At 64.8% G+C, this 25,663-nt stretch carries 19 protein-coding genes; 10 read left to right on the top strand and 9 right to left on the bottom strand.

The annotated features are described in order from the left end of the window. The first annotated feature begins 33 nt into the window (after positions 1 to 33). Together AC1PQG_RS23765 and AC1PQG_RS23760 are read left to right on the top strand one after the other, a co-directional pair. Positions 34 to 2,172: a sensor histidine kinase gene (locus AC1PQG_RS23765; RefSeq protein ID WP_481120201.1), complete on the top strand. Its 2,139-nt coding sequence runs from the start codon at positions 34 to 36 to the stop codon at positions 2,170 to 2,172. Then, complete coding sequence (locus tag AC1PQG_RS23760; protein ID WP_481120200.1) at positions 2,169 to 2,768, top strand: response regulator transcription factor; 600 nt, start codon at positions 2,169 to 2,171, stop codon at positions 2,766 to 2,768. The genes AC1PQG_RS23765 and AC1PQG_RS23760 overlap by 4 nt, the downstream gene beginning before the upstream one ends. A gap of 5 nt (positions 2,769 to 2,773) precedes the next feature. Here the strand turns inward: AC1PQG_RS23760 and AC1PQG_RS23755 are convergent, their stop codons facing one another. Then, entirely contained in the window at positions 2,774 to 3,466 is a 693-nt protein-coding gene (locus AC1PQG_RS23755) for an MgtC/SapB family protein (protein WP_481120199.1), read from the bottom strand. Between the two features lie 106 nt (positions 3,467 to 3,572). Beyond that, on the bottom strand, positions 3,573 to 4,193 hold the full coding sequence (locus AC1PQG_RS23750; protein WP_481120198.1) for a glutathione S-transferase family protein: 621 nt from the start codon (positions 4,191 to 4,193) through the stop codon (positions 3,573 to 3,575). A gap of 110 nt (positions 4,194 to 4,303) precedes the next feature. Between AC1PQG_RS23750 and AC1PQG_RS23745 the strand changes: the two genes are divergently transcribed. Further along, positions 4,304 to 4,747, top strand: a complete 444-nt coding sequence (locus AC1PQG_RS23745) for a hypothetical protein (RefSeq protein ID WP_481120197.1) — start codon at positions 4,304 to 4,306, stop codon at positions 4,745 to 4,747. 42 nt (positions 4,748 to 4,789) lie between these two features. Here AC1PQG_RS23745 and AC1PQG_RS23740 read toward each other — a convergent pair whose 3' ends face one another. Both AC1PQG_RS23740 and AC1PQG_RS23735 read right to left on the bottom strand, forming a co-directional pair. Beyond that, a complete protein-coding gene (locus AC1PQG_RS23740; RefSeq protein ID WP_481120196.1) occupies positions 4,790 to 6,040 on the bottom strand; it encodes a nucleoside recognition domain-containing protein in 1,251 nt (416 codons plus the stop codon). Positions 6,041 to 6,125: 85 nt separating this feature from the next. Then, positions 6,126 to 6,809 carry a L,D-transpeptidase family protein gene (locus AC1PQG_RS23735; RefSeq protein ID WP_481120195.1) on the bottom strand — a complete coding sequence of 228 codons (684 nt, stop codon included), beginning with the start codon at positions 6,807 to 6,809 and terminating at the stop codon, positions 6,126 to 6,128. A gap of 97 nt (positions 6,810 to 6,906) precedes the next feature. Here AC1PQG_RS23735 and AC1PQG_RS23730 point away from each other — a divergent pair, with 97 nt between their 5' ends. Next, on the top strand, positions 6,907 to 7,368 hold the full coding sequence (locus AC1PQG_RS23730) for an NUDIX domain-containing protein (protein ID WP_481120194.1): 462 nt from the start codon (positions 6,907 to 6,909) through the stop codon (positions 7,366 to 7,368). Here AC1PQG_RS23730 and AC1PQG_RS23725 read toward each other — a convergent pair. From AC1PQG_RS23725 to nirB, 4 genes are read right to left on the bottom strand one after another with little or no spacing between them, the layout of a single operon-like run. Next, the gene (locus AC1PQG_RS23725; protein ID WP_481120193.1) at positions 7,365 to 9,104 is read right to left on the bottom strand and encodes a bifunctional protein-serine/threonine kinase/phosphatase; all 1,740 of its coding nucleotides are present in this window, start codon (positions 9,102 to 9,104) and stop codon (positions 7,365 to 7,367) included. The genes AC1PQG_RS23730 and AC1PQG_RS23725 overlap by 4 nt on opposite strands. Positions 9,105 to 9,132: 28 nt before the next feature. Then, complete coding sequence (locus AC1PQG_RS23720; RefSeq protein WP_481120192.1) at positions 9,133 to 9,945, bottom strand: formate/nitrite transporter family protein; 813 nt, start codon at positions 9,943 to 9,945, stop codon at positions 9,133 to 9,135. 30 nt (positions 9,946 to 9,975) lie between these two features. Next, positions 9,976 to 10,314, bottom strand: coding sequence for a nitrite reductase small subunit NirD (nirD, locus tag AC1PQG_RS23715; RefSeq protein WP_481120191.1), 339 nt, complete (start codon positions 10,312 to 10,314; stop codon positions 9,976 to 9,978). Between the two features lie 11 nt (positions 10,315 to 10,325). Then, positions 10,326 to 12,863, bottom strand: coding sequence for a nitrite reductase large subunit NirB (gene nirB / locus AC1PQG_RS23710; protein ID WP_481120190.1), 2,538 nt, complete (start codon positions 12,861 to 12,863; stop codon positions 10,326 to 10,328). A gap of 481 nt (positions 12,864 to 13,344) precedes the next feature. On the opposite strand from nirB, the gene AC1PQG_RS23705 reads away from it, so the two are divergent. Beyond that, on the top strand, positions 13,345 to 14,880 hold the full coding sequence (locus AC1PQG_RS23705; protein WP_481120189.1) for a diguanylate cyclase domain-containing protein: 1,536 nt from the start codon (positions 13,345 to 13,347) through the stop codon (positions 14,878 to 14,880). A 26-nt stretch (positions 14,881 to 14,906) separates the two neighbouring features. Here the strand turns inward: AC1PQG_RS23705 and AC1PQG_RS23700 are convergent, their stop codons facing one another. Beyond that, positions 14,907 to 15,275, bottom strand: a complete 369-nt coding sequence (locus AC1PQG_RS23700) for an MmcQ/YjbR family DNA-binding protein (protein ID WP_481120188.1) — start codon at positions 15,273 to 15,275, stop codon at positions 14,907 to 14,909. Positions 15,276 to 15,858: 583 nt separating this feature from the next. On the opposite strand from AC1PQG_RS23700, the gene hsdR reads away from it, so the two are divergent. The 5 genes from hsdR to AC1PQG_RS23675 all read left to right on the top strand — a co-directional run bounded on the left by hsdR (position 15,859) and on the right by AC1PQG_RS23675 (position 24,959). Then, positions 15,859 to 19,281 (top strand): type I restriction-modification system endonuclease, encoded by a 3,423-nt coding sequence (hsdR, locus tag AC1PQG_RS23695; protein WP_481120187.1) that lies wholly within the window; start codon positions 15,859 to 15,861, stop codon positions 19,279 to 19,281. Between the two features lie 5 nt (positions 19,282 to 19,286). Continuing rightward, positions 19,287 to 20,864, top strand: coding sequence for a class I SAM-dependent DNA methyltransferase (locus AC1PQG_RS23690; RefSeq protein WP_481120186.1), 1,578 nt, complete (start codon positions 19,287 to 19,289; stop codon positions 20,862 to 20,864). After that, positions 20,861 to 21,919 carry a PDDEXK nuclease domain-containing protein gene (locus AC1PQG_RS23685; protein WP_481120185.1) on the top strand — a complete coding sequence of 353 codons (1,059 nt, stop codon included), beginning with the start codon at positions 20,861 to 20,863 and terminating at the stop codon, positions 21,917 to 21,919. Before AC1PQG_RS23690 ends, AC1PQG_RS23685 begins: the two co-directional genes overlap by 4 nt. Positions 21,920 to 22,581: 662 nt before the next feature. After that, positions 22,582 to 22,722 carry a hypothetical protein gene (locus AC1PQG_RS23680; RefSeq protein ID WP_481120184.1) on the top strand — a complete coding sequence of 47 codons (141 nt, stop codon included), beginning with the start codon at positions 22,582 to 22,584 and terminating at the stop codon, positions 22,720 to 22,722. 14 nt (positions 22,723 to 22,736) lie between these two features. Continuing rightward, complete coding sequence (locus AC1PQG_RS23675; RefSeq protein WP_481120183.1) at positions 22,737 to 24,959, top strand: putative bifunctional diguanylate cyclase/phosphodiesterase; 2,223 nt, start codon at positions 22,737 to 22,739, stop codon at positions 24,957 to 24,959. Positions 24,960 to 25,663 lie beyond the last annotated feature (704 nt).

Raw genomic sequence — 25,663 nt, 5'->3', positions numbered from 1 at the left:
TATCGTTTACGCATCCCGAATGCCGCTGCCGCGATGACGCCGACCGCCCGTTCTTCCTTCCTGCGCCACTGGCGCTGGGGCCTCGCCGCCCTGGCTGCGCTGCTGCTGATCGTGGCGGTCGGGCGCTGGGCGGAGAACCGCGAGTTCCAGCTCAAGGCCGCCACGCTGCGCCAGGCTGCCGAGGCCCACGCACTGGGCCTGCGCGGCATCGTCGAGAAGCACGACTACCTGCCCTACGTGGCGGCGCGCCATCCGGACGTGCTGGGCCTGCTGCTGCGCCCGGCCGATGCGGCGCTGCCGGACCGGGTCAATCGCTACCTGGCCGACCTGCAGCAGCGCACCGGCGCCGCCGCGCTGTTCGTCGTCGATGCCCAGGGACAGACGCTGGCGGCCAGCAACTGGGGTACGGCGACGAGCTTCGTCGGCCAGTCCTACCGCCAGCGCCCGTATTTCGAGGATGCGCTGCAGGGGCGGCGCGGGCTGTTCTACGGCCTCGGCCTGACCACCGGCCAGCCCGGCCTGTTCATCGCCGAGCCGGTGCGCAGCGGGGCGGCCATCGTCGGCGTGGCGGTGGTCAAGCTGGGGCTGGAGATGCTGGAACAGACCTGGTCGCGCAGCGTCGATCCGGTGGTGCTGCAGGACAGCCGCGGCATCGTCTTCCTGAGCTCGGTGCCGGAATGGCTGTACCACAGCGACCGGCTGCTGGACCGTGCCGATCTGGACTGGCTGCGTCAGCACGGCCAGTACGGCGCGCGGGAGCGTTACGAGCGCCTGCCGTGGCAGCTCGAGCGCAACGGCGACGGGGATGGCTTCACCTTGCAGGCCAGCCTGCAGAACCGCCGCAAGGACTATCTCGCGGTGCAGACGACGCTGCCTGAGCTGGGCTGGACGCTGACCGTCACCAGCGACCTGGTGGAGGTCCGCCAGGCCCGTCAGGAGGCGCTGGCCATCGCCACGCTGGCCGCTGCACTGCTGCTGCTCGGCGTGCTGTACTGGCGCCTGCGCGAGAAGCGCTACGCGGAGCAACGCCAGGCCCGCCTCGAACTCGAACGCCGCGTGCAGGAGCGCACCCACGACCTGCAGGAAGCCCACGCTTTCCGCAAGGCGATGGAGGATTCCTTGCTGATCGGTATGCGCGCCCGCGACCCGCAGGGCCGCATCATCTATGTGAACCCGGCCCTGTGCGAGATGGTCGGCTACAGCCAGGAGGAGCTGCTCGGCTGCATGCCGCCTTACCCCTACTGGCACCCGGACGACCTGGACAAGCACATGCGCGAAAGCGACGACGCGCTGCAGGGCCGAGCTGCGCCCCACGGCTTCGAGTCCCGCGTCCGCCACCGGGACGGCCACGACGTGGTCACCATGGTCTACACCGCGCCGCTGATCGATGCCGAGGGCGAGCACCAGGGCTGGATGAGCTCGGTGGTGGACATCACCGCGCAGAAGCACGCCGAGGCCCGCCAGCGCGAGCAGGAGCGCCAGCTGCAGCGCAGCGCGCGCCTCGCCAGCGTCGGCGAGATGGCGTCCACGCTGGCCCACGAGCTCAACCAGCCGCTGATGGCCTTGTCGAACTTCGCTGTCGCCGCCCGCGCGATGATCGGCCACTGTCCGCAGGACATGCTGGTCACGGCCCTCGATGAGATCGTCGAGCAGGCCACGCGGGCCAGCGAGATCGTCAAGCGCGTGCGCGCCTTCATCAATCCCCAGCGGGGGAGCTACGAGGGGCTGGCCATCGACGGCGTGATCGCCCACTCGTTGGCGCTGCTGCAGCCCGAACTGCAGCGCGGCCACGTGGCGGTCCGCAGCGTGCTGGCGGACGGCTTGCCGCCGGTGCGCGGCGACCGCGTGCTGCTGGAACAGGTGCTGGTCAACCTGATCCAGAACGCCGTGCAGGCCATGCACGACACGCCGCCGGCGCGGCGCCGCATCGAGTTGACCGCCCGCCAGGCCGGACCGGCCGTCGAGGTGACGGTGGCCGACAACGGCCCCGGCATCCCGGCCGAGCAACTGGAGCAGGTCTTTTCGGCCTTCTTCAGTACCAAGTCCGACGGCCTGGGGCTGGGCCTCAACATCTGCCGCACCATCGTCGAGGCCCACGGTGGTCGCCTGGCGGTGGCCAATCGCCCCGGCGGCGGTGCCGCCTTCACCTTTACCCTGCCGACAAGCCCATGAAAGACACGCCGCTGACCCTCTACGTGGTGGACGACGACGAGGCCCTGCGCCGCTCGCTGCTGATGCTGCTGTTCTCCCAGGGGCTGGCGGTGCAGGTGTTTGAGTCCGGCGAGGCCTTCCTGGATGCGGTGGACATGCGCCAGCCCGGCTGCGTGATCCTGGACCTGCGCATGGGCGGCATCAGCGGCCTGGAAGTGCTGGAGCGCCTGCGCCTCGGCCACAGCCCGCTGGTGACGCTGTTCCTGTCCGGCCACGGCGACATTCCCACTGCGCTGGAGGCGATGCGCAACGGTGCCTACGACTGGGTCGTCAAGCCGGACACCCAGCAGCTGCTGCACAAACTGCCCGCCGCGATGGCCGAGGCGCGGGCCCGCAGCACCGCGCTGCGCTTGTGGGCCGAGCTGACCCCGCGGGAGCGGGAGGTCGCCCGCCTGGTCGGCGTCGGCCAGCCCAACAAGGAAATCGCCCGCCTGCTGGTGCCGCCGTGTAGCCCGCGCTCGGTGGAAACCCACCGCGCCAACCTCTTCGCCAAACTGCAGATGGCCAACGACAACGAACTGGGACGCTGGCTGGCGTCCCACCCGTGGCTGGCCTGATGGCCTCAATCGCCAGTCGGCGACACCCGGAAGGTGCGGAGGCGGGGCATTTCGCGCAGGGCCTCGACGAGCCGGGCCGTGTTCTCGGCGCGGGTGGTCCGGATGACCATCTTGTACTCGAAGGACAGGCCGTCGTCGGTGATGCGGTAACTCATGTTGGCGATGCTGAAGCCGTGCTGGTCCAGGAAGCTGCGCACATCGCTTTCCGGCATGACGTCGTCGCGGTTGAAGCGGAGGTAGTGATGGGCGTAGGAATGGGACGGCAGGCGCGCCTCGATCCAGCGGAAGGCCGACAGCACGCCGAGGGTCAGTGCCGTCGCCAGCACGGCGGGCAGGTAGAAGCCGACGCCGATCAGGATGCCGATCGCCGCCGTGATCCAGATCGACGCTGCGGTGGTCAGCCCGCGTACGCTGAGCCCTTCCTTGAAGATCACCCCGGCCCCGAGGAAACCGATGCCGGTCATGATCCCCTGGGCCATGCGTGTCGGGTCGGTGCGTATCGTGTCCATCGCCACGCCGGGTAGCCAGTTCCACTGGTAGAGCGTCACCAGCATCAGCAGGCTGGAGGCGAGGCACACCAGGGTGTGCGTGCGGAAGCCCGCCGGCCGGGCGTGGAAGCTGCGTTCCATGCCGATGATGCCGCCGGCGAGCACGGCCCCGAAGAGATGCAGGGCGATGGGTTCGATGTCGCTTGTCATGGACGCCTCCTTGGAGATCAGGATGGGCACATGACAGCCATGTTAAGTTTGTGTGACGATTGCGGCAACCGGGGATCGCAGCCCGTCGGCGGACTCCCGGCGTAGGTCAGCCGGGGATCGGCAGCGAGTCCATGTCCTTGAAGCCGGGAATCGCCGCCACGCGGGCCAGCCAGGCCTGGATGTTCGGGTAGGGGGCGAGACTGATGCCGCCCTCCGGCGCGTGGGCGATGTAGGCGTGGCAAGCCAGATCGGCCAGCGTCGGGTGGTCTGCGGCGAGGAAGCGGCGCTCTGCCAGGTAGTCTTCCATGAAGTTGAATAGGCGTGCCGCGATGGCCTTGGCGGCGGCCAGATCGCCGGGCAGGTTCCACTGGCTGATTGCCCGTGCGATGGCCGGGCCGAAGCGCACTTCGGCGGAGGCGATCGACAGCCAGCGCTGTACTTCGGCGCGGGTGCGCGGATCGCGCGGCAGCCACGGGCTGTCCGGTGCGTACTTCTCTGCCAGATAGATGAGGATCGCGGTGCTGTCGCAGAGCACCGCGTCGCCATCCACCAGCACCGGGATCTGCCCCAGCGGGTTCAGCGCCAGGAATTCCGGCGTCTTGCGCACGTCGGCTGTCGCCGTTTGATAGGTGTAAGGCAGGCCCAGCAGGGTCAGGAAGACCTCCACCCGGTGGGCATGGCCCGACGGCGGGGTTCCGTACAGGGTGATCGAAGCAGTGCTGCTCATCGCATTTCCTCGGCGTGATGGGGAGGGAAATGCTGAATGGCTTTGCGGTGCGTGGCAAATCATTCTTGCGGCATCTAGGATGGTAGTGAGGTTATACGTCGAGATCAGCCATGAACAAGACCAGGCTTTTCAGCGTCGCAGCGATTGCAATGGTCCTTTCAAGTTGTGCGACGACGGACGATCCAAGGGATTACCAGCCAACGGGCGACTCTGCTCAGAGCGGGCGCTTGTGTCTTTATCGAACGATTCCCCGTTTTACCGCCGGGGTGTGGCAGGACTGGGTGCTCGATGGCCGATGGACGGGGCAGATCAGACCGGACCATTACTACTGCGGCGAGACGTTTGTCGGCAAACACATTGTTCGTGTGGGGATGGGTGACGAGAAGCTGGTCTTTTCGGTCGGCAAGGATCAACAGGTTTTCGTCCGCTTCGGCAGTGCAGGTCAGAAAGGTCTGGATCCCGTGTTAGTCGACCATGACACGGCTCTCATGGAGCTCAAGGAGCAGGGCTACGACAGCGATCACCCGCGGTCTCCTCTCCCTGTCTGGCGATGAACGCGATGCAGGGGCTGTGTCGCCGGAGCCCGCCAGCTCGTATCACCCGCCGTGATAGAACAGGTAGCCGACGATGATCGCCCCGATCAGTCCCACAAAATCGGCGATCAACCCGCAGGCGACGGCGTAGCGGGTGCGGGTGATGTTGACGCTGCCGAAATACACCGCCAGCACGTAGAAGGTGGTTTCGGTCGAGCCCTGGATGATGGCGGCGAGGCGGCCCTGGAAGGAGTCGACGCCGTAGGTCGTCATCACGTCCACCATCAGCCCGCGGGCACCGCTGCCGCTGAGGGTCTTCATCAGGCCGACGGGCAGCGCCGGCACGAAGTCCGCGTTGATGCCGAGGGCCACTACCACGTGGCGGATGCCGTCGATCAGGTAGCCCATGCAGCCGCTGGTGCGGAAGATCGAGATCGCCACCAGCATGGCGATCAGGTAGGGAATGATCTGCACCGCGACGCCGAAGCCTTCCTTGGCGCCGTCCACGAAGGATTCGTACACATCCACGCCGCGCCACGCGGCGACGCCGACGAACAGCACGATCAGCGAGACGATGATGCCGCTGCCGAGCAGGCCGATCATCTGCGCCATGTCGGCTGGCGGCAGTGGCGCCAGCCACGCGTAGAGCGCGCCCATCAGCAGGCCGAAGCCGGCGAAGAAGGCCAGCAGCGGGGCGGACAGCAGGTTGATGCGCTGCCAGGCGGCCACTGCGACCAGGCCGGCACAGAAGGAGATGAAGGTGCTCAGCAGCGTCGGCAGGAAGATGTCCGCCGCGTTGAAATGGGTCAGCCCCTGCTGCACGGCCATGCTCTGGCGGATCGCGATCACCGAGGTGGGGATTAGTGTGATGCCCGCCGTGTTGAGCACCAGGAACATGATCATCGGGTTGCTGGCGGTGTCCTTGCGTGGGTTGATTTCCTGCAGCTCCTGCATCGCCTTGAGGCCCAGCGGCGTGGCGGCGTTGTCCAGCCCGAGCAGGTTGGCGCTGAAGTTCATGACGATGCTGCCGCTGGCCGGATGGCCCGGCGGAATGTCCGGAAAGACGCGGCGGAAGAAGGGCGCGACGAGCCGCCCGAAGAGCTGGATCAGGCCGCCCTTCTCGCCGATCTTCATCACGCCCAGCCACAGGCTCATGACACCGGCGAGGCCGAGGGCGATCTCGAAGCCGCTCTTGGCGGTGTCGAACAGGCCGGTCAAGAGGCGCGAGAAGATGTCGAGATCGCCCTGGATGGTCTGCACCAGGGCCGCGACGAAACCGACGAGGACAAACGCGACCCAGATCCGGTTGAGCACGATGACGGAAGCGGCCCGGCGCCTTGCGGGGTGCGGGCGGGAAAGGGTTGAAGTGCCGGCAGTCTATCGGCGGTGTCGGCGCCTGTCACCGCCGGGGCAGGCCCCAGGCCTGTTGGTGGCGGGCGAACTCCGCCTCCGGCAGCTGCACCAGCAGCGGTTGGCGGGCGCCGTCCAGCCAGCTGGCAAGGGTCAGCATGTCGGGCAGGCTCATCGCGGTGCAGCCCGCCGTCGGCGTGTCCGGCGACTCCCACACGTGCAGGAAGATGCACGACCCGGCCCCCGGCAGCGGCGGCGCGGTGTTGTGGGCGACGACGGCGCCGGCCTCGTAGCGCCGGTCCTGGCGCAGCATGTCCTCGCAGGAGGCCCAGTCGACGGCTACTGCGGATTGATCGACGAGGCAGTTGTAATGGGCCGACGCCGGATCGTCGACGCACTTGAGCCCTGGCCGTGCGGTGAAGTAGGGCAGGCGCAGGCCTGCCGTCCACCCGTCGCCCGCCGCCGCGTAGCCAAACAGCCCGGTGATTGCGAACACCCCGGCTGGTGCCCGGCCATCGCCCTCGCATTTGCCGGCGCCGTCCATCGGCGGATGCACGCCGTGCCCCCACGCCATGCCGCTGCGCCCGAGCGTCACCGTGATCGGAGACCCCACCGGCTGCCAGTCTTCAGCGGCGCCTTGTTCGAAGCGCTGCAAGTGGCCAGCGGGGGCGTCCCAATCGGATGACAGGCACAGCAGCAGCTGGCTTGCGCCGGCGGGAATGACAGCCGTCATTGTTCTGGATCCTTCATGGCCGCTACATTACGCCTGAGTAAAGAAGACAAGGTTGCGAATGAAATACTGCCCCCAATGTGCGCATGAATTGCATGACATGCTGATCGATGGCGTCGACCGCCGCGCCTGCCCGGCAGCCGGCTGCGGGTTTGTTCATTGGAACAACCCCATTCCGGTCGTTGCGGGCCTGGTGCGTCATGAAGGCCGCTACATCCTGGCCAGAAACGCCCAATGGCCGGCTGGCATGTTCTCGGTGATCACCGGCTTCCTGGAAAAGAATGAAACCCCGGAGGGCGCCATTCTGCGCGAAACCCGGGAGGAACTCGGCGTGCGCGGCCGTCGCGCCGAGTTCATCGGCCATTTTGCGTTGCCGGAATTCAACCAGCTCATCATCGCCTTCGCCGTGGAGGCCGACGGCAGCCTGGGGCTTGGCGATGAAATCGCGGAAATAAAGGCCTTGTCGCGGAGCGAGCTGGAAACGCACGATTTCGGGCATCTCGAGCTCACGCGAAATATCGTCTCCCGCTGCCTCGCGCACACGGGCAGCCCTGATTCCTAGTGCCCCGCCAGCGCCTGGCGCAGCACCAGCACGATCACCGTGATGGCCAGTAGCAGCGTGCTGCACTTCCAGAACAGCACCGGATCGCGTTCGATCAGCGGCGCGCTCCGCTGGCTGCGGAACTGCTGGCCGGGGGCGTGCAGGTCGTGGACGAATTCGGAGACGACTTCCTGGCGTTTGCCGGGGCTGACGTGCAAGGCCTTGCCCAGCACCGCATCGACCCACAGCGGCAGGTCTGGCCGGTGGTGGCGCAGCGGCACGTAGCGCAGCCGGCGCAGGTCCTGCGGGCTGCGCACGCGGGCCGCGTCGAGGCCGTAGGGGAGCTGGCCGCTGAGCATGCGGTAGGTGAGGGCGGCCAGCGCGTAGAGGTCGGTGCGCGGGCTGCCGGCGTGGCCGAGCAGACATTCCGGCGCGATGTACTGCAGCGTGCCGGGGGCCGCGTCGGCGTGGTGTTCGGGCTGCTCTTCGGCCAGGCCGGCGACGTGGACGGTGGCCAGGTCGATGAGCTTGACCGTGCCTTGCGAGTCGATCATCACGTTCTCGGGGCGCAGGTCCTGGTGCACCATCTCGCGCCGGTGCAGCGCCTGCAGGCCCTGGGCCAGTTGCGCGACGATGGCGCGCACGCTGTCCAGCGCCGGCTGCGGGTGATCCACCATCCATTGGGCGAGGGTCTGGCCGTCGATGTACTCCATCGCCACGTAGAGGTGGCTGCGCGGCCGCTCGCCGGCCCAAGCCTTGATGACGTGGGGGCTGTCCACGCGGCGGGCGACCCATTCCTCCAGCACGAAGCTGTCCAGATAGGCCGCGTCCTCGCGCCGGTCGATGGACGGCGCCTTGAGCACCACCGCTGCGCCGCTGGCGTCATCGACGGCGAGGAAGACGTGGCTGCGGGCGCTGACCTGCAGCTCCCGCACGATGGTGAAGCCTTCGAAGGTCATCCGTGGCGCCAGCGGCGGCGGCAGCGCCAGCCCGTCGCGGCGCAGGTCGGCACGCGGCGCGCCGGCGTCGGGCAGTGCGTCGATGCGCAGCAGCTGCAGCGTGGCGTCGTCGGTGCTGCCGCGCAGGCGGGCCTGCTCCACCAGCCACGCCGCCGCGGCGTCCAGGTCCTGCGGGTGGCGGTGCAGCGCGTCGTGCACCGTGGTTGCGTCGAGCTGGGCATAGGCGCCGTCGGTGGCGAGCAGGTACAGCTCGCCGGTCTCCGCTTCCCAGCTGCGGTAATCGATTTCGATGTTCGGGCCGATCCCCAGTGCGCGGCCCAGGTAGGACTCGACGGACGACAGGCGGACCCGGTGGTCTTCCGTCAGCTGTTCGAGGGTCTGGGCATGCACGCGGAAGATGCGCGAATCGCCGACGTGGAACAGGTGCAGGTCGCGCCCCTTGAGGATCAGCGCGCTGAAGGTGCACACATAGCCACGGTCCTTCTCGAAGCGGGCGTCGCTGGCGATGGTCTGGGAATGCAGCCAGGAATTGGCCGCACTCAAAACCCGCTCGGCGGCCCGGCGCACCGACCAGGCCTCGGAGGTCGCGTAATAGTCTTCGAGGAAGGAGCGGACGGCGGTCTGGCTCGCCACCTGGCTGACCTGGCTGGAGCTAATGCCGTCGGCGATGGCCAGCGCGATGCCCTTGCCGGCGAGCTGGCTGCCCTTGGGCAGCACGGCGCCGTGGAAGTCCTGATTGGTGTCGTGGGCCCCGGCCAGGGAAGCCTGGCCGAGACTCACGCGCGGGGTTGCCGACATGGGACGGCAGCTCGTACGTCCGGGCCGGTCAGGCGGCGCGGCGCTTGGGGGCGGTCTTGTAGTGGGTGGAGTACAGCGTGGCGCCGACGAAGGTCAGGCCGCCGACCACGTTGCCGAGCACGGTGGGGATCTCGTTCCAGATCAGGTAGTCCATGAAGGTGAAGTTGCCACCCAGCATGAGGCCCGACGGGAACAGGTACATGTTGACCACACTGTGCTCGAAGCCCATGTAGAAGAACACCAGGATCGGCATCCACATGCCGATGACCTTGCCGGACACGCTGGTGGACATCATCGCGGCGACCACGCCGGTGGACACCATCCAGTTGCACATCACCGCGCGCACGAACAGCGTCAGCATGCCCGCCGCGCCGTGGGCGGCGTAGCCGACGGTGCGGCCCTCGCCGATGTGGCCGATCTTCTGGCCGATGGCGTTGGGCGCCTCGGAGAAGCCGTTGGTGAAGATGATCGCCATGAACACCGCCACCGTCAGCGCACCGGCGAAGTTGCCGGTGAACACCAGGCCCCAGTTGCGCAGCACGCCGCTCCAGGTGGCGCCGGCGCGCTTGTCGAGCACCGCCAGCGGGGCCAGCGTGAACACGCCGGTCAGCAGGTCGAAGCCCATCAGGTAGAGCATGCAGAAGCCGACCGGGAACAGCAGCGCGCCGATCAGCGGGTTGGCGGTGTTCACCGACACCGTCACCGCGAAGGCGGCGGCGAGGGCCAGGATGGCGCCGGCCATGTAGGCGCGGATCAGGGTGTCGCGGGTGGACATCAGCAGTTTGGATTCGCCGGCGTCCACCATCTTGGTGACGAACTCGGCGGGAGCGAGGTAAGCCATTTCAGTTCCTTTCTGAATTCGGGCCGGGGCTCAGCCCAGGGCGACCAGCACGCGCTGGTCGTCGATGCGTACCGAGTGGGCGCGCACCGAGTGCTCGGGCGCTTCCAGGCAGGCGCCGGTGGCCAGGTCGAAGTGGTTCTTGTAGAGCGGCGAGGCGACCACGACGTGTTCGCCGAGGTTGCCCAGCAGGCCGCGGGACAGCACGCTGGCGCCGGACTTCGGGTCCACGTTGTCGATGGCGTAGAAGTCGGACTGGCCGACACGGAAGACCGCCACGTGGCGGTCCTCCACCAGCGCGCAGACGCCGGTATTGGGTAGGATTTCATCCACCTTGCAGACGGTGGTCCAGACGAGGGGGGCGATGCTCATTGCGGGTCTCCTCAGGCGGGAATGGCGGTGTCGTCAAGCTCGGCGGCAGGGCGTTCGTCGGCGCGGGCGGGGCGGATCTGGCCACGCTCCTGCACGAAGACGATGTGCTCGTCGGCCTTGTCGCTATTGACGAAGGAACGGAAGCGCTGGCGCACCTCGGGGTTGGTGACGGCGGTCTTCCACTCGCACTGGTAGGTGTCCACCACATGCTGCATCTGGCCCTCCAACTCGGCGGCGAGGCCCAGGCTGTCGTTCACCACCACGTCCTTCAGGTAGTCGAGGCCACCGTCCAGGTTGTCGCGCCAGGTGCTGGTGCGCTGCAGGCGGTCTGCGGTGCGCACGTAGAACATCAGGAAGCGGTCGATCAGCTGCACCAGCTGGGCCTTGGTCAGGTCCGCGGCGAGCAGCTCGGCGTGGCGCGGCTTCATGCCGCCGTTGCCGCACACGTAGAGGTTCCAGCCCTTCTCGGTGGCGATGATGCCCACGTCCTTGCCCTGGGCCTCGGCACATTCCCGCGTGCAGCCGGACACCCCGAACTTGATCTTGTGCGGCGCGCGCAGGCCCTTGTAGCGGTTCTCCAGCTCCACCGCGAGGCCGACGCTGTCATCCACGCCGTAGCGGCACCAGGTGCTGCCGACGCAGCTCTTTACGGTGCGCAGGGACTTGCCGTAGGCGTGGCCGGATTCAAAGCCGGCAGCGATCAGCTCTTCCCAGATCAGCGGCAGCTGCTCGACGCGGGCGCCGAACAGGTCCACCCGCTGGCCGCCGGTGACCTTGGTGTAGAGGCCGTACTTCTTGGCCACCTGGCCGACGGCGATCAGGCCGTCCGGTGTCACTTCGCCACCCGCCATGCGCGGCACCACCGAGTAGGTGCCGTCCTTCTGGATGTTGCCGAGGAAGTAGTCGTTGCTGTCCTGCAGGCCGGCCAGCTCCTTCTTCAGCACGAACTCGTTCCAGCACGACGCGAAGATGCTCGCCGCGGCGGGCTTGCAGATGTCGCAGCCGAGGCCCTGGCCGTGCTTGGCCAGCAGCTCGTCGAAGGTCTTGATCTGGCCGACCTTGATGAGGTGGAACAGCTCCTGGCGGGAGTAGGAAAAGTGCTCGCAGAGGTGGTTGTTCACCGCCATGCCCAGGCGGCTCATCTCGGCCTTCATCACCTGCGTCACCAGCGGCACGCAGCCGCCGCAGGTGGCGCCGGCCTTGGTGCAGGCCTTCAGCTCGCCGATGGTGGTGGCGCCGTCGGCCACCGCCGCGCAGATCTGGCCCTTGCTGACGTTGTTGCAGGAGCAGATCTGGGCGCTGTCGGGCAGCGCATCCACGCCCAGGCCGGGCTTGGCCTTGCCGTCGCTGGACGGCAGGATCAGGAATTCCGGGTCGGCCGGCAGCGCGATGCCGTTGAGGGCCATCTGCAGCAGCGTGCCGTACTCGTCGGCGTTGCCGACCAGCACCGCGCCGATCAGCTGCTTGCCGTCGGCGCTGGTGACGATCTTCTTGTAGATCTGCTTCACCTCGTCCATGTAGCGGAAGCTGCGGCAGCCGGTGGTGCGCCCTTGCGCATCGCCGATGCTGGCCACATCCACGCCCATCAGCTTGAGCTTGGTGCTCATGTCGGCGCCGGCGAAGGCCGCATCCACCTGGCCGGTCATGTGGCGGGCCGCCACGCGGGCCATGTCGTAGCCGGGGGCCACCAGGCCGAACAGCTGGTCCTTCCACGCCGCGCACTCGCCGATGGCGTACACGTCGGGGTCGGTCGTGCGGCAGTGGTCGTCCACCGCGATACCGCCGCGGGCGCCGACGGCCAGTGCGTTCTGGCGCGCCAGCTCGTCACGCGGGCGGATGCCGGCGGAGAACACGATCATGTCGGTCTCGAGGTAGGTGCCGTCGTCGAACACCATGCGGTGGCGGGCGCGGGCGCCGTCGGTGATCTCCGTCGTGTGGCGGCTGGTGTGCACATGCACGCCCAGCTCCTCGATCTTGTTGCGCAGGATGCGGCCGCCGTCGTCGTCCACCTGCACTGCCATCAGGCGCGGCGCAAACTCCACCACGTGGGTTTCCAGGCCCAGGTCGCGCAGGGCCTTGGCGCACTCCAGGCCGAGCAGGCCGCCGCCGATCACCACGCCGCTCTTCGAGCGCTTGCCGGCCTCGGTCATCGCCTCCAGGTCTTCGATGGTGCGATAGACGAAGCAGTCGGCCCGGTCGGCGCCGCGCAGCGGCGGCACGAAGGGCACGGAGCCGGTGGCCAGCACCAGCTTGTCGTAGGACAGCACCTCGCCGTCGGCGGTGGTCACCGTCTTCTTGCGGCGGTCGATGGCGCTGGCGCGGGTCTTCAGGCGCAGCGCAAAGCCGCTCTCGTCGAAGAAGCCGGGCGCCACCAGGGACAGCTCGTCGGCGCTCTTGCCGGCGAAGAATTCGGACAGATGGACCCGGTCGTAAGCCGCGCGCGGCTCCTCGCAGAGGACGCTGACTTCAGTGGGGACGGATGCCAGTTGGTGAAGTTCTTCGAGGAACTTGTGACCCACCATGCCATGGCCGACAACGATGATTTTCATATTCGATCCTGCGAGTCCGGCTCCACCGGAAGCCTCACAGGATCACCGGCGATTCACGGACGTGAATGGCACGGCGCATCAAGGGCCCCCGCAGAACGCGGCTCAAACTCGGGTTGGAACTGGCGAGCGGCGCCCAAGGGCAGTCTGCTCACTCGAATCCCGCCGTCGTTGGCGGAGGCAAATTCCCCTTCGGCAGCGTTGCCAGCCGGGGTCTGGTCTCTTCTTAGCAAAAGGCGGGCCAGGAGCGGATCAGGCGGAAAACGGGGGGTGGTTGGGGGGTAGGAGGCGGAAAAGCAGCGGGGCATGCACTTGGGTGGTGCGTGGGGCACGGGTTTGGAGCAGGGCGGCTCGAGGGGCAGTGCGACACCAAAATTTGCCGGAGTGAGACAGCACGCAGCGCATAATTGTGCAAATGCCTTGTCATGTTTTTTGCTGCCGCCTGTGGCCCCTGCTTTTCACTGCCCTGCTGGGGGCTCCCGGTATGGGCTGGGCGTTGGAAAAGGTCTCCCTGCAGCTCAAGTGGAGCCATGCCTTCCAGTTTGCCGGCTATTACGCGGCGCTGGAGAAGGGTTATTACCGGGAGGCCGGTCTGGATGTCCAGTTGCGTGAAGCCACGCCCGGCATTGATCCCTTGCAGGCGGTCCTGACCGACCAGGCCCAGTACGGCGTAGGAACCAGCAGCCTGTTGCTGGCCCGCAGGTCGGGCAAGCCGGTGGTCGTGCTGGCGGTGATTTTCCAGCATTCCCCGCTGGTGCTGATCGCGCGCCAGAGCGGTGCGGACAGCGGCACTCAGGCCATCCATGACATCGTTGGCAAGCGCGTCATGATCGAGCCGCAGTCGGACGAGCTGGTCGCCTATCTCAAACAGGAAGGCATCACGCTGGATCGCCTGGTCCAGCTGCCCCACAGCTTCAAGCCGGAAGACCTGATCGAAGGCCGCGTCGATGCCATCTCCGCTTACGTCAGCAACGAGCCCTACTACCTGGACCGCGCCAAGTTCGATTACCAGGTCTATACGCCGCGGGCCGGCGGCATCGATTTCTACGGTGACAACCTGTTCACCACCGAGCGGGAACTGAAGGCCCATCCGGAGCGCGTACGCGCCTTCCGGGAGGCCAGCCTGCGCGGTTGGCAATATGCGATGCAGCATCCGGAGGAAATCGCCGATCTGATCCTGGCCAAGTACTCCACGCAACATCCGCGCGGCTTCTATCTTTTCGAGGCGCAACGCATGACGTCGCTGATGCGCACCGATCTGGTCGAGGTCGGCTACATGAACCGCGGGCGCTGGCGCCACATCGCCGACACCTATGCCGATCTCGGGCTGCTGCCCGGCAATTACTCCCTGAATGGCTTTCTTTACGAGCCCGATGCCCCGCGCGACCCGACGACGCTGTATATCGCGCTAGGGCTGCTGGCCGGTGTCAGTGCGTTGGCCATCTACATCTACCGCATCAACCACCGCCTGCGTCGTGCCCTCGGCGAAAGCAGGGAGGCGGAAGGGCGCATCCGTCATCTGGCGCAGCACGATCCGCTGACCGATCTGCCCAACCGCGCACTGTTCTCCGACCGCCTCGAGCAGGCGCTGGCCAACGCCAAACGCGATGGCCAGCTACTGGCGGTAATGTTCATGGATCTGGATGACTTCAAGCCGATCAACGACAACCTGGGGCACGGCATCGGCGACTGCCTGCTGCAGCAGGTCGCCCTCCGCCTGCGCCACAGCCTGCGCGAATCCGACACCGTGGCGCGGGTGGGCGGCGACGAGTTCATCCTGCTCCTGCGCAACATCACGGACGCGCCCGATGCCCTGGCCGTGGCGCAAAAACTTGGCGCGGCCCTCGCCACGCCCTTCGAGATCGCAGGCCACACCATCCAGATCTCCGCCAGCATCGGCATCGCCCTCTATCCCGATCACGGCCTCGGCAGCATCGAATTGCTCAAGCATGCCGATGAAGCCATGTACGAAGCCAAGCGCGCCGGCCGGAACCGGGTGCAGGTCTTCGCGCCGGCTTGAATCGAAGCCGGGCGGCAGCGCCCGGTTCAGCTTTCCGGAACGAGAAATTCCGGCTGCCGGTATTTGGGCAGGCGCAGTGCCACCAACTGGTGGGCCCGTGTCAGCGCGGTCTTCAATTCCGCCTCGCCAAGGGGATAGGGCAGGTCCATCGCGATCCAGCGGGCACGGGCCAGATAGGGCGCCGGCCGGATTCCGGGGCGGTCGGTGTAGCCCAGGAACAGATCTCCATCGACCTTGAAGGCCAGCCTTTCCACGCCTTTGGCCGGCGCGTTGAGCATGGCGAACATCTTCTCGTCCGCAATCGAAAAAACCCGGTTGTTGCCCCATTTGAGAGACTCATGGGTGCCCGGCAAGGTCAGGCAGAACTCGGCAACCTGATTCGGCGTCATCGACATGTGTGGTGCTTTCTTTCGGTGGTATCGGCGCTGGGCATCGCGGATCTCCCACACCTGTCCTTGGAGGCTCCATTTTAGTCCCATCGGCATCAGCCTCAGGCTGCTCGTCATGACCCGCGGCAATGCGGGTGACGTGTTTCGACGCATGGATGCCGAGTCCTGAGATAACTACCTGTGGGAATGCGGGATGATTGCGGATGAGGCGCGGGGGTGGAGGTAGAGCGCTGTACCTCTTGCACTCCAGGTGAAAGGGATGGCAGGACCAGAGCGGTACGGGCCTGTCGTCCGTTCAATACTTGTCCAAGGGGAGGTGTTACGCATTCTGGGTGTGACGGATCGCCTAAGTGTATGGGTATCAATGGATGTAGTATCGCCATCCATGAATTCCTTGAATGCCATTAGGATGAAGGTCGTCGAGTTTGCTTGTGGGCATGGCTGCATCACTATGTACGATGCAGTTCGGTCGACCAATGGAAATCGCACAACGCCCACGCAGTATTTGCGGGCATGAGTAGATGGAGATTGCGTGGACCTTCACGGCACTGCCTTGAGTGTCTGGTGCGAGTTCAGATAAAGGGCATTCATGACCAGTCTTCGCCATCAAAGCAATTTTTCGCAGCTTAAGGCGCACGACGAGCAACTTGAGCGCTTGGGCTTGCTAGCCGAGCGCTACTTCGCCGATGACCCGAATACCTGCCTCCTGAAACTTCGCCAACTCGCGGAAGGCATGTCCCAGTCGGTGGCTTCCCAGGTCGGCATATACACTTCAGCGGATGAAAGGCAGATCGACCTGCTGCGCCGCCTGCAAGAGCACGGAATCCTGCCCCGTGAGATCGGCGGGCTCTTCCACGAGATTCGCAAAGCTGGCAACGATGCAAACCACAATCTGGGAGGAGACCATCGTACTGCCCTAGTGGCGATGCGCCTGGCTTGGCAATTGGGTGTTTGGTTTCACCGAACGTTCAAGGATCTCGGGTTCAAGTCCGGCCCCTTTATTCCGCCGCCGCCACCGGCTGATGAAAGCTCTGAGCTCAAGGCTGAGCTTGAGGCCCTGCAGCAGGAGCTTGATGCGTTCCGGGCCGCCCACCAGGATGCGACGTTGGCGCTGGCGGCAACGCAGGCACGTGTGCAGCAGACCGAGGAAGAGAGCGCCATCTGGGAAGCGATGGCGGCCGAGGCTGAGACAGCCAAACATGAACTGGTGCAGCGTCTCGAGGCGATGCAGGTGCAGGCTAGCGCCCAGCCGCCGCAGGTGGTGGCGCGACTGGTTGAGGCCGCCAACAATGCGGCTGCGACGCTCAAATTGAGCGAAGCCGATACCCGCAAGATCATTGACGAACAACTTGCTGCGGCCGGTTGGACTGCAGATTCAACCTATCTGACCTTCAGTAGAGGCGCCCGGCCGCAACGCGGCCAGAATATGGCGATCGCCGAGTGGCCAACCGAAACTGGGCCGGCAGACTACGTGTTGTTTGTCGGATTGCAGCCCGTCGCAGTCATCGAAGCCAAGCGCAAACACCTCGACGTTTCCGCCGCCCTACAACAGGCCAAGCGCTATAGCCGTGGTTTCAAACCGTCGTCCGAAACCGAGCTGCCGCTGACCAACTATGGCGCCGACGGTACTTTTCGTGTGCCGTTTTCCTTTTCATCCAACGGTCGCCCCTATCTTCGCCAGGTGGCGCAGCAGAGCGGTGTCTGGTTCTGCGACCTGCGCCGTCCAGACAACCTGAGCCACGCTTTGGACGGCTGGTATACGCCCGAAGGCCTCAAGGCCCTGCTGCAGCAAGATAGCGCACGCGCGCATGCCGAGCTCGATCGCACAGCCTTCGACTACGGCTTTCCCTTGCGCCCCTATCAGGAGAACGCCATCCGTGCAGCCGAGGCGGCCATCGCTGACGGCCAGAGGGCCATTCTGCTGGCCATGGCCACCGGCACCGGCAAGACCAAAACCTGCATCGCGCTCATCTATCGCCTACTCAAGGCTCAGCGCTTCCGTCGCATCCTCTTTCTGGTCGATCGTTCCGCCCTTGGGGAACAGGCGGCCAACGCATTCAAGGACACGCGAATGGAAAAGCTGCAGACCTTCGCCGACATATTTGGCATCAAGGAGTTGGAGCATCCGCAACCGGACGACGATACCGCCGTACATATCGCCACCGTGCAGGGCATGGTCCAGCGTGTTCTGTACACGGCGGAAGATGTCGCGCCGCCCCCCATCGACCAATACGATTGCATCGTCGTCGATGAATGCCATCGTGGCTATCTGCTGGATCGTGAGTTGTCGGAAACTGAACTGAGTTTCCGCGGTTATGAAGACTACATCTCCAAGTACCGGCGTATTCTCGACTACTTCGACGCAGTCAAGATCGGCCTTACCGCCACTCCAGCGCTGCACACCACGCAGATTTTCAGTGCACCGGCCTACACCTACAGCTACCGCGAAGCGGTGATCGATGGCTATCTGGTTGATTACGAACCACCGGTGCAAATCCACACCGAGCTGTCTACGCAAGGGATGACTTGGCGGGTCGGCGAAGCGGTCAAGGTTTACGACACCGGCCGCCAGCAGATCGAGCTCTTCAAGACACCCGACGAGATCAAACTCAAGGTTGAGGACTTCAACCGCAAGGTCATCACCCGTGCCTTCAATGAAGTCGTCTGCGATTACCTGGCCCAGGAGCTGGACCCGGCCTCACGCCGCAAGACACTGATCTTTTGCGTCAGCGATAGTCATGCCGATCTGGTGGTCAACCTCCTCAAACATGCCTTCGAAAAGCAATACGGTAGCGTCGATGACGACGCCGTGATCAAGATCACCGGGGCTGCTGATAAGCCCCTGCAACTGATCCGCCGCTACAAGAACGAGCGCCTGCCCAATGTTGCCGTCACCGTGGATCTGCTGACCACTGGCGTGGACGTGCCCGAAATTTGCAACCTGGTCTTCCTGCGGCAGGTGAGCAGCCGCATCCTGTTTGATCAAATGCTCGGCCGCGCCACCCGACTGTGCGATTTCGGTGGAGCCGAGGACAAGGAGTCCTTCCGCGTCTTCGACGCCGTGCGTATCTTTGAAGCCGTGGGCGAGATGACTGCCATGCAGCCGGTGGTCGTCAATCCCAAGATCGGCTTTGCCCAACTGGCCCAGGAACTCGCCACCCTCAAGGATGAGGCGGCAACTGTCCTGGCCCGCGATCAGTTTCTGGCCAAGCTGCAACGCAAGAAACGCCACCTCTCGGCACAGGACCGCCAGGCTTTCGAAGCCAAGGCGGGCATGGCGCCCCAGGACTTCATCCAGAAGTTGAAGTCCCTGCCGCTGGCCGACGTGGCCAACTGGTTCATCCAGCGCCCCGGCCTGGGTGAGCTGCTCGACCGTCAATCCGGCGGCCTGCCCCGCACCATATACGTATCCGATCACCCGGACCGTTTCGAGCGTGCCGAGCGCGGCTATGGCAAGGCACACAAACCGGAAGACTACTTGCGCGAGTTTGGCGATTACCTCAAGAGCCACGGCGACGAAATCCCGGCCTTGCTCACTGTGCTCACCCGCCCCCGAGACCTGACCCGTGCCCAGTTGCGCGAGTTGGTGTTGGCGCTGGATGCCGCCGGCTTCACTGAAACCAACCTCGCTACCGCCTGGCGCGAACTCACCAACCAGGACATTGCCGCCCGCATCGTCGGCTACATCCGCCAGGCCGCCATTGGTGACCCCTTGCTGCCCTATGGGGAGCGTGTCGACCGTGCGCTGCAGCACTTGCTGGCCCAGCCGCCCGGTGGTCTGTCCTGGACCACGCCGCAACGGGACTGGCTCAAGCGTATCGCCGCCCAGACCAAGGCCAATGTGCTGGTAGACTGCGCCGCCCTGGACGACCCTGACCTCATCTTCAAACGCGAAGGTGGTGGTTTCAGTCGCCTCGACAAGATCTTCAACGGTCAGCTCCAGCCCGTGCTGGCCGCTTTCAATGACGCGCGTTGGGCCAACCAGCCCAAATCTGCCTGCGATACACCGTAACAACCATGACCAACCGCACAGCCGCCATCGACATCGGCGCAAAACTCTGGTCGCTCTGCCATGTGCTGCGCGACGACGGGGTGACCTACCATCAGTACCTCAGCGAGCTGACCTACCTGCTGTTTCTCAAGATGATGAAGGAAACCGGCCAGGAAGACAGGCTAAAGGTTTGGACGCGGCCCAAAAAGAATGAAGCGCCAGTCGAACAGCCCGGCACCCGCTGGGACGATCTGCTCAATGCCTCGGCCCCCGAGCGGCTGGATACCTACAAGGAAATGCTGCTTGATTACGGCCTGCACGGCCGCGGTGCGGTGCAAGAGGTGTATGCCAATACCTTCATCACCAAACCTGCCACGCTCAGCAAGCTGGTTACGGATATTGACGCGCTGGACTGGTATAGCGTCGACCGCGATGATCTGGGCCGAATGTACGAGGACCTACTGGAGCGAAATGCCGGCGAGAAGAAGAGTGGAGCGGGGCAGTACTTCACTCCTCGCGATCTGATTGACAGCATTATTGCGGTGATGAAGCCGCAGTTCAGCGATGTAATCCAAGACCCGGCGGCGGGCACCTGCGGCTTTCTGATTGCGGCCAATAACTACCTCCGCAATGCTAAAGATATCTACAGTCTCAGCGAGGCAGACCAGCGTCGGTATCGAAACGAGACCTTCTACGGCATGGAACTGGTGCAGGACACCCACCGCCTGGCCTTGATGAACATGCTCCTGCATGGCATCGAAGGTGGCGTGATCTACGGCGACACTCTGAGTGACGACTACAAGCAACTTCCACCGGCCACGCTGATCCTCTCCAACCCACCCTTCGGCACCAAAAAGGGCGGTGGCCTGCCTACCCGCGGTGATCTCACGTACCTCACCAGCAACAAGCAGTTTGCCTTCCTGCAGCATATCTACCGCGGCCTCAAACCCGGAGGTCGTGCCGCCGTGGTCCTGCCTGATAACGTGCTTTTTGAAAGCAACATTGGCACCGACATCCGCCGTGACCTGATGGACAAGTGCAATCTGCACACCATCCTGCGCCTGCCCACCGGCATCTTCTACGCCCAAGGTGTCAAGACCAACGTGCTGTTCTTCACCCGTGGCGAGACGGACAAGGACAACACCAAGGAAGTCTGGGTCTACGACATGCGCGCCAACATGCCCCAGTTCGGCAAGCGCACACCTTTCAGCCGCGATTACTTCCGTACCCTGGCCGACGTGCCCGCCGAAGTTCCCCGCGACAAGTTCGAGGACGTCTTCGGCGATGACCCGCAGGGTGGTCCCGAGGCGCTGGCTCGCCGTGTGGATACCGGTGAAACTGGCCGCTGGCGCAAATTCTCTCGCGAACAGATTGCCATCCGTGGTGACAACCTGGACATCAGCTGGCTGAAGGACGGCGGCGCAGAAACCGCCGAAGCCCAACGCGACGAACCTGCCTTGGTTGCCCGGCTTGCTATGCGCGAACTGAATGCCGCCATATCTGAACTGCGTGCCTTGCTCGACGAACTGGGTGAAGACCCCGACCTGGTGCTGGATGACTTCCTGCCCGACGGCGAGGAAAGCGATAGCGGAGTCGCAGCATGAGCGAACAGGCATCGCCCCCGGCGCATCCGCTGGAGCCCCTGCACGACGAACTGCGCGATCTGATCGCTACCAGTCGTCAACGTCTGGCTGCCACGGTCAACGCAGAACTCACACTGCTCTACTGGCGCATCGGCCAGCGTCTGGCAACCGAAGTGCTGGGCGGCGAACGTGCCCGCTATGGTGTCCAGTTGATGGACCGCCTCGGCGAACGCCTGGCCCATGAATTCGGCCGTGGCTTCGAGCCCAAGAACCTGCGCCGCATGGTGCAGTTCGCCCAGGCCTTCCCGGATGCCGAAATTGTCGCATCGCTGATGCGACAATTGAGCTGGACCCACTTCCTGCAGTTGTTGCCGCTCAAGACCGAACCCGCCCGCCACTTCTACGCCCGCCAGTGCGTGGCCGAGCGTTGGAGCGTGCGTGAACTGCACCGGCAGATCGAACGCAAGGCCTTCGAGCGCAGCGAAATTGCCAGCGCACAAGGCGGCGCACTCACTGCCCCGAGTGAAGATGCCAGCGCCCCCGCCGTCGTCTTCAAGGACCCGTACTTCCTCGACTTCCTCGGCCTGCGCCAGGGCCACGACGAAGCCGACCTGGAAACCGCCATCCTGCGTCAGCTCGAGGCCTTCATCCTCGAACTCGGCCGCGGCTTTGCCTTCGTCGAGCGCCAGAAACGCATGGTCATCGACGGCGATGATTTCTACCTCGACCTGCTCTTCTTCCACCGCCGCCTGCGCCGACTGGTCGCCATCGAACTCAAGCTCGGCCGCTTCAAGGCCGCCCACAAGGGCCAGATGGAGCTCTACCTCAAATGGCTGGACAAGCATGAACGCCAGCCGGGCGAAGAGGCCCCCATCGGCCTGATCCTCTGCGCCGAGTCCAGCCGCGAACAGGTGGAACTGCTGCAAATGCACAAGGACGGCATCACCGTCGCCGAATACTGGACCGAACTGCCGCCCAAGGCGGAACTGGAGCAGCGCCTGCATGCGGCGCTGTTGGATGCACGGGAACGGTTGGCGAGGCGTGGGGTGTTGTTGGCGGGGGGCGAGGATGAGTAAGCTCCCCAGTGGTTGGACACGAGCCCCGATAGGATCATTGTGTTCTTTGCTAAATGGACGAGCCTTCAAACCCACTGAATGGCAACCCAGCGGACTCCCAATTGTTCGGATTCAGAATCTCAACAATTCTGCGGCTCCGTATAACCATTTCGATGGCGAGGTCGATGAGCGAAACCGTTTGCTAGGAGGGGAACTGCTGTTCGCATGGTCAGGAACACCCGGCACGTCGTTTGGAGCACATATTTGGCACGGAAATCATGCGGTACTAAATCAGCATATATTTCGCGTCGACTTTGACCAGGGTTCTTCACCCGCCACTCCTCGCACAGAAAAGTCAGTGCCACGCTGAACCAGCAGACAAATTCCCTGAGAACTTCATCAACTCTCCGCTTGGAGCGAGAAATTCCGGCTGTCTGGCGCTGAAGGCTCTTTTGGCGCTCTGCGTGCTGGCTGGGATGCTTGGGAGGGTGGTCAGCGGCGAGGGTTCTAGCCCGCTAGGCAGGTCACTGGATGTGGCGAATTGAATATTTCAGGGGCGACTCCTTAAATTCCAAAAACATATCCACGCCTGACCGCGCCGGACGTTTTGATTCGCATCAAGACAAAACAAGCAATTCCCGAGTAAATCTCTCAACATTCCCCGAGTGCTCGCTGGAGGCATCATGCTTGGAAACAATGCAAAACAAGCGCTAGCCGCAGCGCACGCTCTGCTGGGCAAACTCAAGGCAACGCTGAAGCGTCTGGCCGTGATGGCTGGCATGCAGCGCATCCTGGCGGTAGGCACGGAACGGGGTGGCTCGTGAGCTGCAAGTCCCGCATGCCAGCCCCAACCGCCGAGGTGGATGGGATTGCCGCCGAAATGGGCATCGATGTCGCCGAGATCGAAGCCCGCAAGGCCTTTCTCGAATTGACCGCAACCGATGCCGAACGCCTGAGTGCCATCCGCAGCAAGTTGGCCGCCGCCCAGAACGGTTTCGCCGACGGCTTCTACGAGTACCTGCGCCGCCTGCCCGAACTGGCCGCGCTGCTACCCGATGAAGCGACCGTGAGCCGCCTGAAGGGAGCGCACGGCCGCTATTTCGACAGCCTGACCGCCGGCGACTATGGGGCGGCCTATGTCGCCGGCCGGCTTCGCGTCGGTATGACGCATGCCCGCATCGGGCTGACGCCGAAATGGTATGTCGGCGCTTTCCGCAAATATCTTTCCGACATGCTGCAGGCGACTTGGACGGCAACAGATGGCGATTTCGATACCTTTCGGCCAGTCTTCGACGCCTTGCTCAAGGTCGTCATGCTCGACCTCGGTCTCACCCTCGACACTTACATCCATGCCGACAAACGGGCCATCGCGCTACGCGACCGCGCCATCGAGTCCAGCGTCAATGGCGTGTTCATCGCGGCCGCGACGCCTCCCAGCTACCCGCTGACCTACGTCAACGCCGCCTTCACCCGCATTCTTGGCCGCTCGCGAGAGACTGTCCTCGGCCAGCCCTGCCTGTGCACAGGCGAAGACGACGGTTTCGATGTTATTCGCAGCGCCATCGCCGAAGGCCGGGATGGCTACACGACACTCTCCCGCCAGCGACCCGACGGCTCGCAGCAATGGCTCGAACTCTTCCTGGCCCCGGTGCACGGTGAATCCGGCGCCCTCAGCAGCTACGTCGGGGTCATCAACGATGTTACGGCTCGCAAGGCGGCCGAGGCACAACTCGCCTACCTTGCCCACCACGACGCCCTCACCGAGCTACCCAACCGCATGCGTTTCGACCACCGCTTGCGCGAAGTTTTCGAACGCAGCGATCCGGGTAAGCGTTTTGCCCTTTGCTTCATCGACCTGGACGGCTTCAAGCTGATCAACGACAGCCTGGGCCATGGTGCCGGCGATGCCGTCCTCGTCGAAGTGGCGCGCCGCCTCCGTGGCGTTTGCCGCAGCGAGGACACGCTGGCGCGTCTGGCTGGCGACGAATTCGTCCTCCTCCTCGAAGGTATGGCGGACGCCGCGGCCGCAGCCAGCGCGGCGGCGCGGGTGCTCGATGCTTTGTCACCCCCGGTCGTCTTCGGCGGCCGCGAGATCGATGTCGGCGCCAGCCTGGGGCTGGCCCTTTACCCCGGTGATGGCGGCGACATCGAATCCCTGCTACGCAATGCAGATGCAGCCATGTATGCGGCCAAGGCAGCAGGACGCAACACCTTTCGCTTCTACGACGAAGCGATGAACCGGCGAGCCATGCAGCGCCTGGCTCTAGAGAGCGATCTGCGCCGGGCTCAGGGCCGCAATCAGCTCGAGCTGTTCTACCAGCCGCAGATTCGGACCGCTGACAACAGCCTGGCCGGCGCCGAGGCGCTGCTGCGCTGGCGACATCCAGAGCGGGGGCTGGTTTCGCCAGCCGAATTCATCCCGGTCGCCGAGGAACTGGGCATCATCTCCGAACTGGGCGACTGGGCCTTGCAGGAAGCCGCGCGGCAGATGGCGGAGTGGCGCCGGCGCGGCGTTCCGGTGCCGCGCGTGGCGGTCAACCTTTCCCCTCGGCAATTCGACGACCCCGACTTGGTCGATCGTCTCGAACGCATCATCGCCGCGGCCGGTGCGGATAACGCCTGGCTGGAATTGGAAATCACTGAATCCGCCGCCATGCAGCGGCCGGAACGGGCGATCCAGATTCTGCGCCAGTTGCGCCAACGGGGCTTGCAGGTCGCGATGGACGATTTCGGTACCGGCCATTCGTCGCTCGCCATGCTGTGCACCCTGCCCTTGAACGTCCTCAAGCTGGATCGCAGTTTCGTCCAGCAGTTGCCGGATTCGGAAACCGACGCCGCCGTTGCCGGCGCCGTCGTCTCGCTGGCCCGCCAGCTACGCCTGGCGGTCGTCGCCGAAGGCGTGGAAACCCCGGGCCAGCAACAATTCCTCGCCAAACTGGGCTGCGACATGCTGCAGGGTTACCTGTACTCCTGCCCCCTGCCGGCAGTGGAATTCGAGGCCTGGATCGGACACGCCGAAACGTCGCTCCGTCGCCCCGCGGTAGAGCTCTCGCTCAAATAGACAGGCCCGGCTCGGGAGGCTGCTGGCAGGCGCAGTCAACAAAAATTACCACCGCCCCACGGATCGGTTTTGACACTTCCAATTTTGGTGACCGACTCTGGTCGCAAGAACATAAAGTGTCTTCAAGATAGCGGAGCCGAAGGTTTCGAAAAAGTGTCAGCCGTTCCGTTTTCACGCCCAAGCTGGCCGACTCGGCGCCGTCGGCCAGCTTGTGGGCGGAACTCGACGGGCTTTACGCCAAAGGCGGCCGACAGTCGATTCTGCCGGAGCGGCTGCTCAGGGCCCCCGGAGCCATGTGCTCATGGAGAACCGCTGCGGCCTGTGTATCGATCTGCTCATCACCGATGCCGCCCTGGCAGAACACCAGGCTGCCCGCCAAACCGGGCAGGACATTCGCCGGGCTCCGGATTGCGTGCGTGGAGTGAGTCGGTGGGGGACGAGCGGATGGCAGCGCAAGGGGGCTGTGGCCTCCGTACTGGGGCGACCGTCCCTTGACGCTCCTCGAACACCCGGCCGATACTCCCCGCCGTCGCTGCAACAACAGCGAACGGGTTTGGCGACCTGACCGACAAAGGCGGACCTCAGCCGCAATGCGGCTTTTTTTGTCCGTGCACCCTTGGTGCGCCCATGATCAATGGCGGGCCGGGTGGGGAGGGCTTCGGCCCTGCCGGTTCCTTTGTCCCGGTTCGCCAACCCCGCTTTGG

The organism is Zoogloea sp. GDB6 (genome assembly GCF_056724105.1).
This window is presented reverse-complemented; position numbering and strand designations above follow the sequence as displayed.

What these genes read in the sequence shown, in the direction of transcription:
- AC1PQG_RS23765 (WP_481120201.1), top strand. Translation starts at nt 34, where the DNA reads ATGACGCCGACCGCCCGTTCTTCCTTCCTGCGCCACTGGCGCTGGGGC.
- AC1PQG_RS23760 (WP_481120200.1), top strand. Translation starts at nt 2,169, where the DNA reads ATGAAAGACACGCCGCTGACCCTCTACGTGGTGGACGACGACGAGGCC.
- AC1PQG_RS23755 (WP_481120199.1), bottom strand. Translation starts at nt 3,466, where the DNA reads ATGACAAGCGACATCGAACCCATCGCCCTGCATCTCTTCGGGGCCGTG.
- AC1PQG_RS23750 (WP_481120198.1), bottom strand. Translation starts at nt 4,193, where the DNA reads ATGAGCAGCACTGCTTCGATCACCCTGTACGGAACCCCGCCGTCGGGC.
- AC1PQG_RS23745 (WP_481120197.1), top strand. Translation starts at nt 4,304, where the DNA reads ATGAACAAGACCAGGCTTTTCAGCGTCGCAGCGATTGCAATGGTCCTT.
- AC1PQG_RS23735 (WP_481120195.1), bottom strand. Translation starts at nt 6,809, where the DNA reads ATGACGGCTGTCATTCCCGCCGGCGCAAGCCAGCTGCTGCTGTGCCTG.
- AC1PQG_RS23730 (WP_481120194.1), top strand. Translation starts at nt 6,907, where the DNA reads ATGCTGATCGATGGCGTCGACCGCCGCGCCTGCCCGGCAGCCGGCTGC.
- AC1PQG_RS23725 (WP_481120193.1), bottom strand. Translation starts at nt 9,104, where the DNA reads ATGTCGGCAACCCCGCGCGTGAGTCTCGGCCAGGCTTCCCTGGCCGGG.
- AC1PQG_RS23720 (WP_481120192.1), bottom strand. Translation starts at nt 9,945, where the DNA reads ATGGCTTACCTCGCTCCCGCCGAGTTCGTCACCAAGATGGTGGACGCC.
- nirD (WP_481120191.1), bottom strand. Translation starts at nt 10,314, where the DNA reads ATGAGCATCGCCCCCCTCGTCTGGACCACCGTCTGCAAGGTGGATGAA.
- nirB (WP_481120190.1), bottom strand. Translation starts at nt 12,863, where the DNA reads ATGAAAATCATCGTTGTCGGCCATGGCATGGTGGGTCACAAGTTCCTC.
- AC1PQG_RS23705 (WP_481120189.1), top strand. Translation starts at nt 13,345, where the DNA reads ATGGGCTGGGCGTTGGAAAAGGTCTCCCTGCAGCTCAAGTGGAGCCAT.
- AC1PQG_RS23700 (WP_481120188.1), bottom strand. Translation starts at nt 15,275, where the DNA reads ATGTCGATGACGCCGAATCAGGTTGCCGAGTTCTGCCTGACCTTGCCG.
- hsdR (WP_481120187.1), top strand. Translation starts at nt 15,859, where the DNA reads ATGACCAGTCTTCGCCATCAAAGCAATTTTTCGCAGCTTAAGGCGCAC.
- AC1PQG_RS23690 (WP_481120186.1), top strand. Translation starts at nt 19,287, where the DNA reads ATGACCAACCGCACAGCCGCCATCGACATCGGCGCAAAACTCTGGTCG.
- AC1PQG_RS23685 (WP_481120185.1), top strand. Translation starts at nt 20,861, where the DNA reads ATGAGCGAACAGGCATCGCCCCCGGCGCATCCGCTGGAGCCCCTGCAC.
- AC1PQG_RS23680 (WP_481120184.1), top strand. Translation starts at nt 22,582, where the DNA reads ATGCTTGGAAACAATGCAAAACAAGCGCTAGCCGCAGCGCACGCTCTG.
- AC1PQG_RS23675 (WP_481120183.1), top strand. Translation starts at nt 22,737, where the DNA reads ATGCCAGCCCCAACCGCCGAGGTGGATGGGATTGCCGCCGAAATGGGC.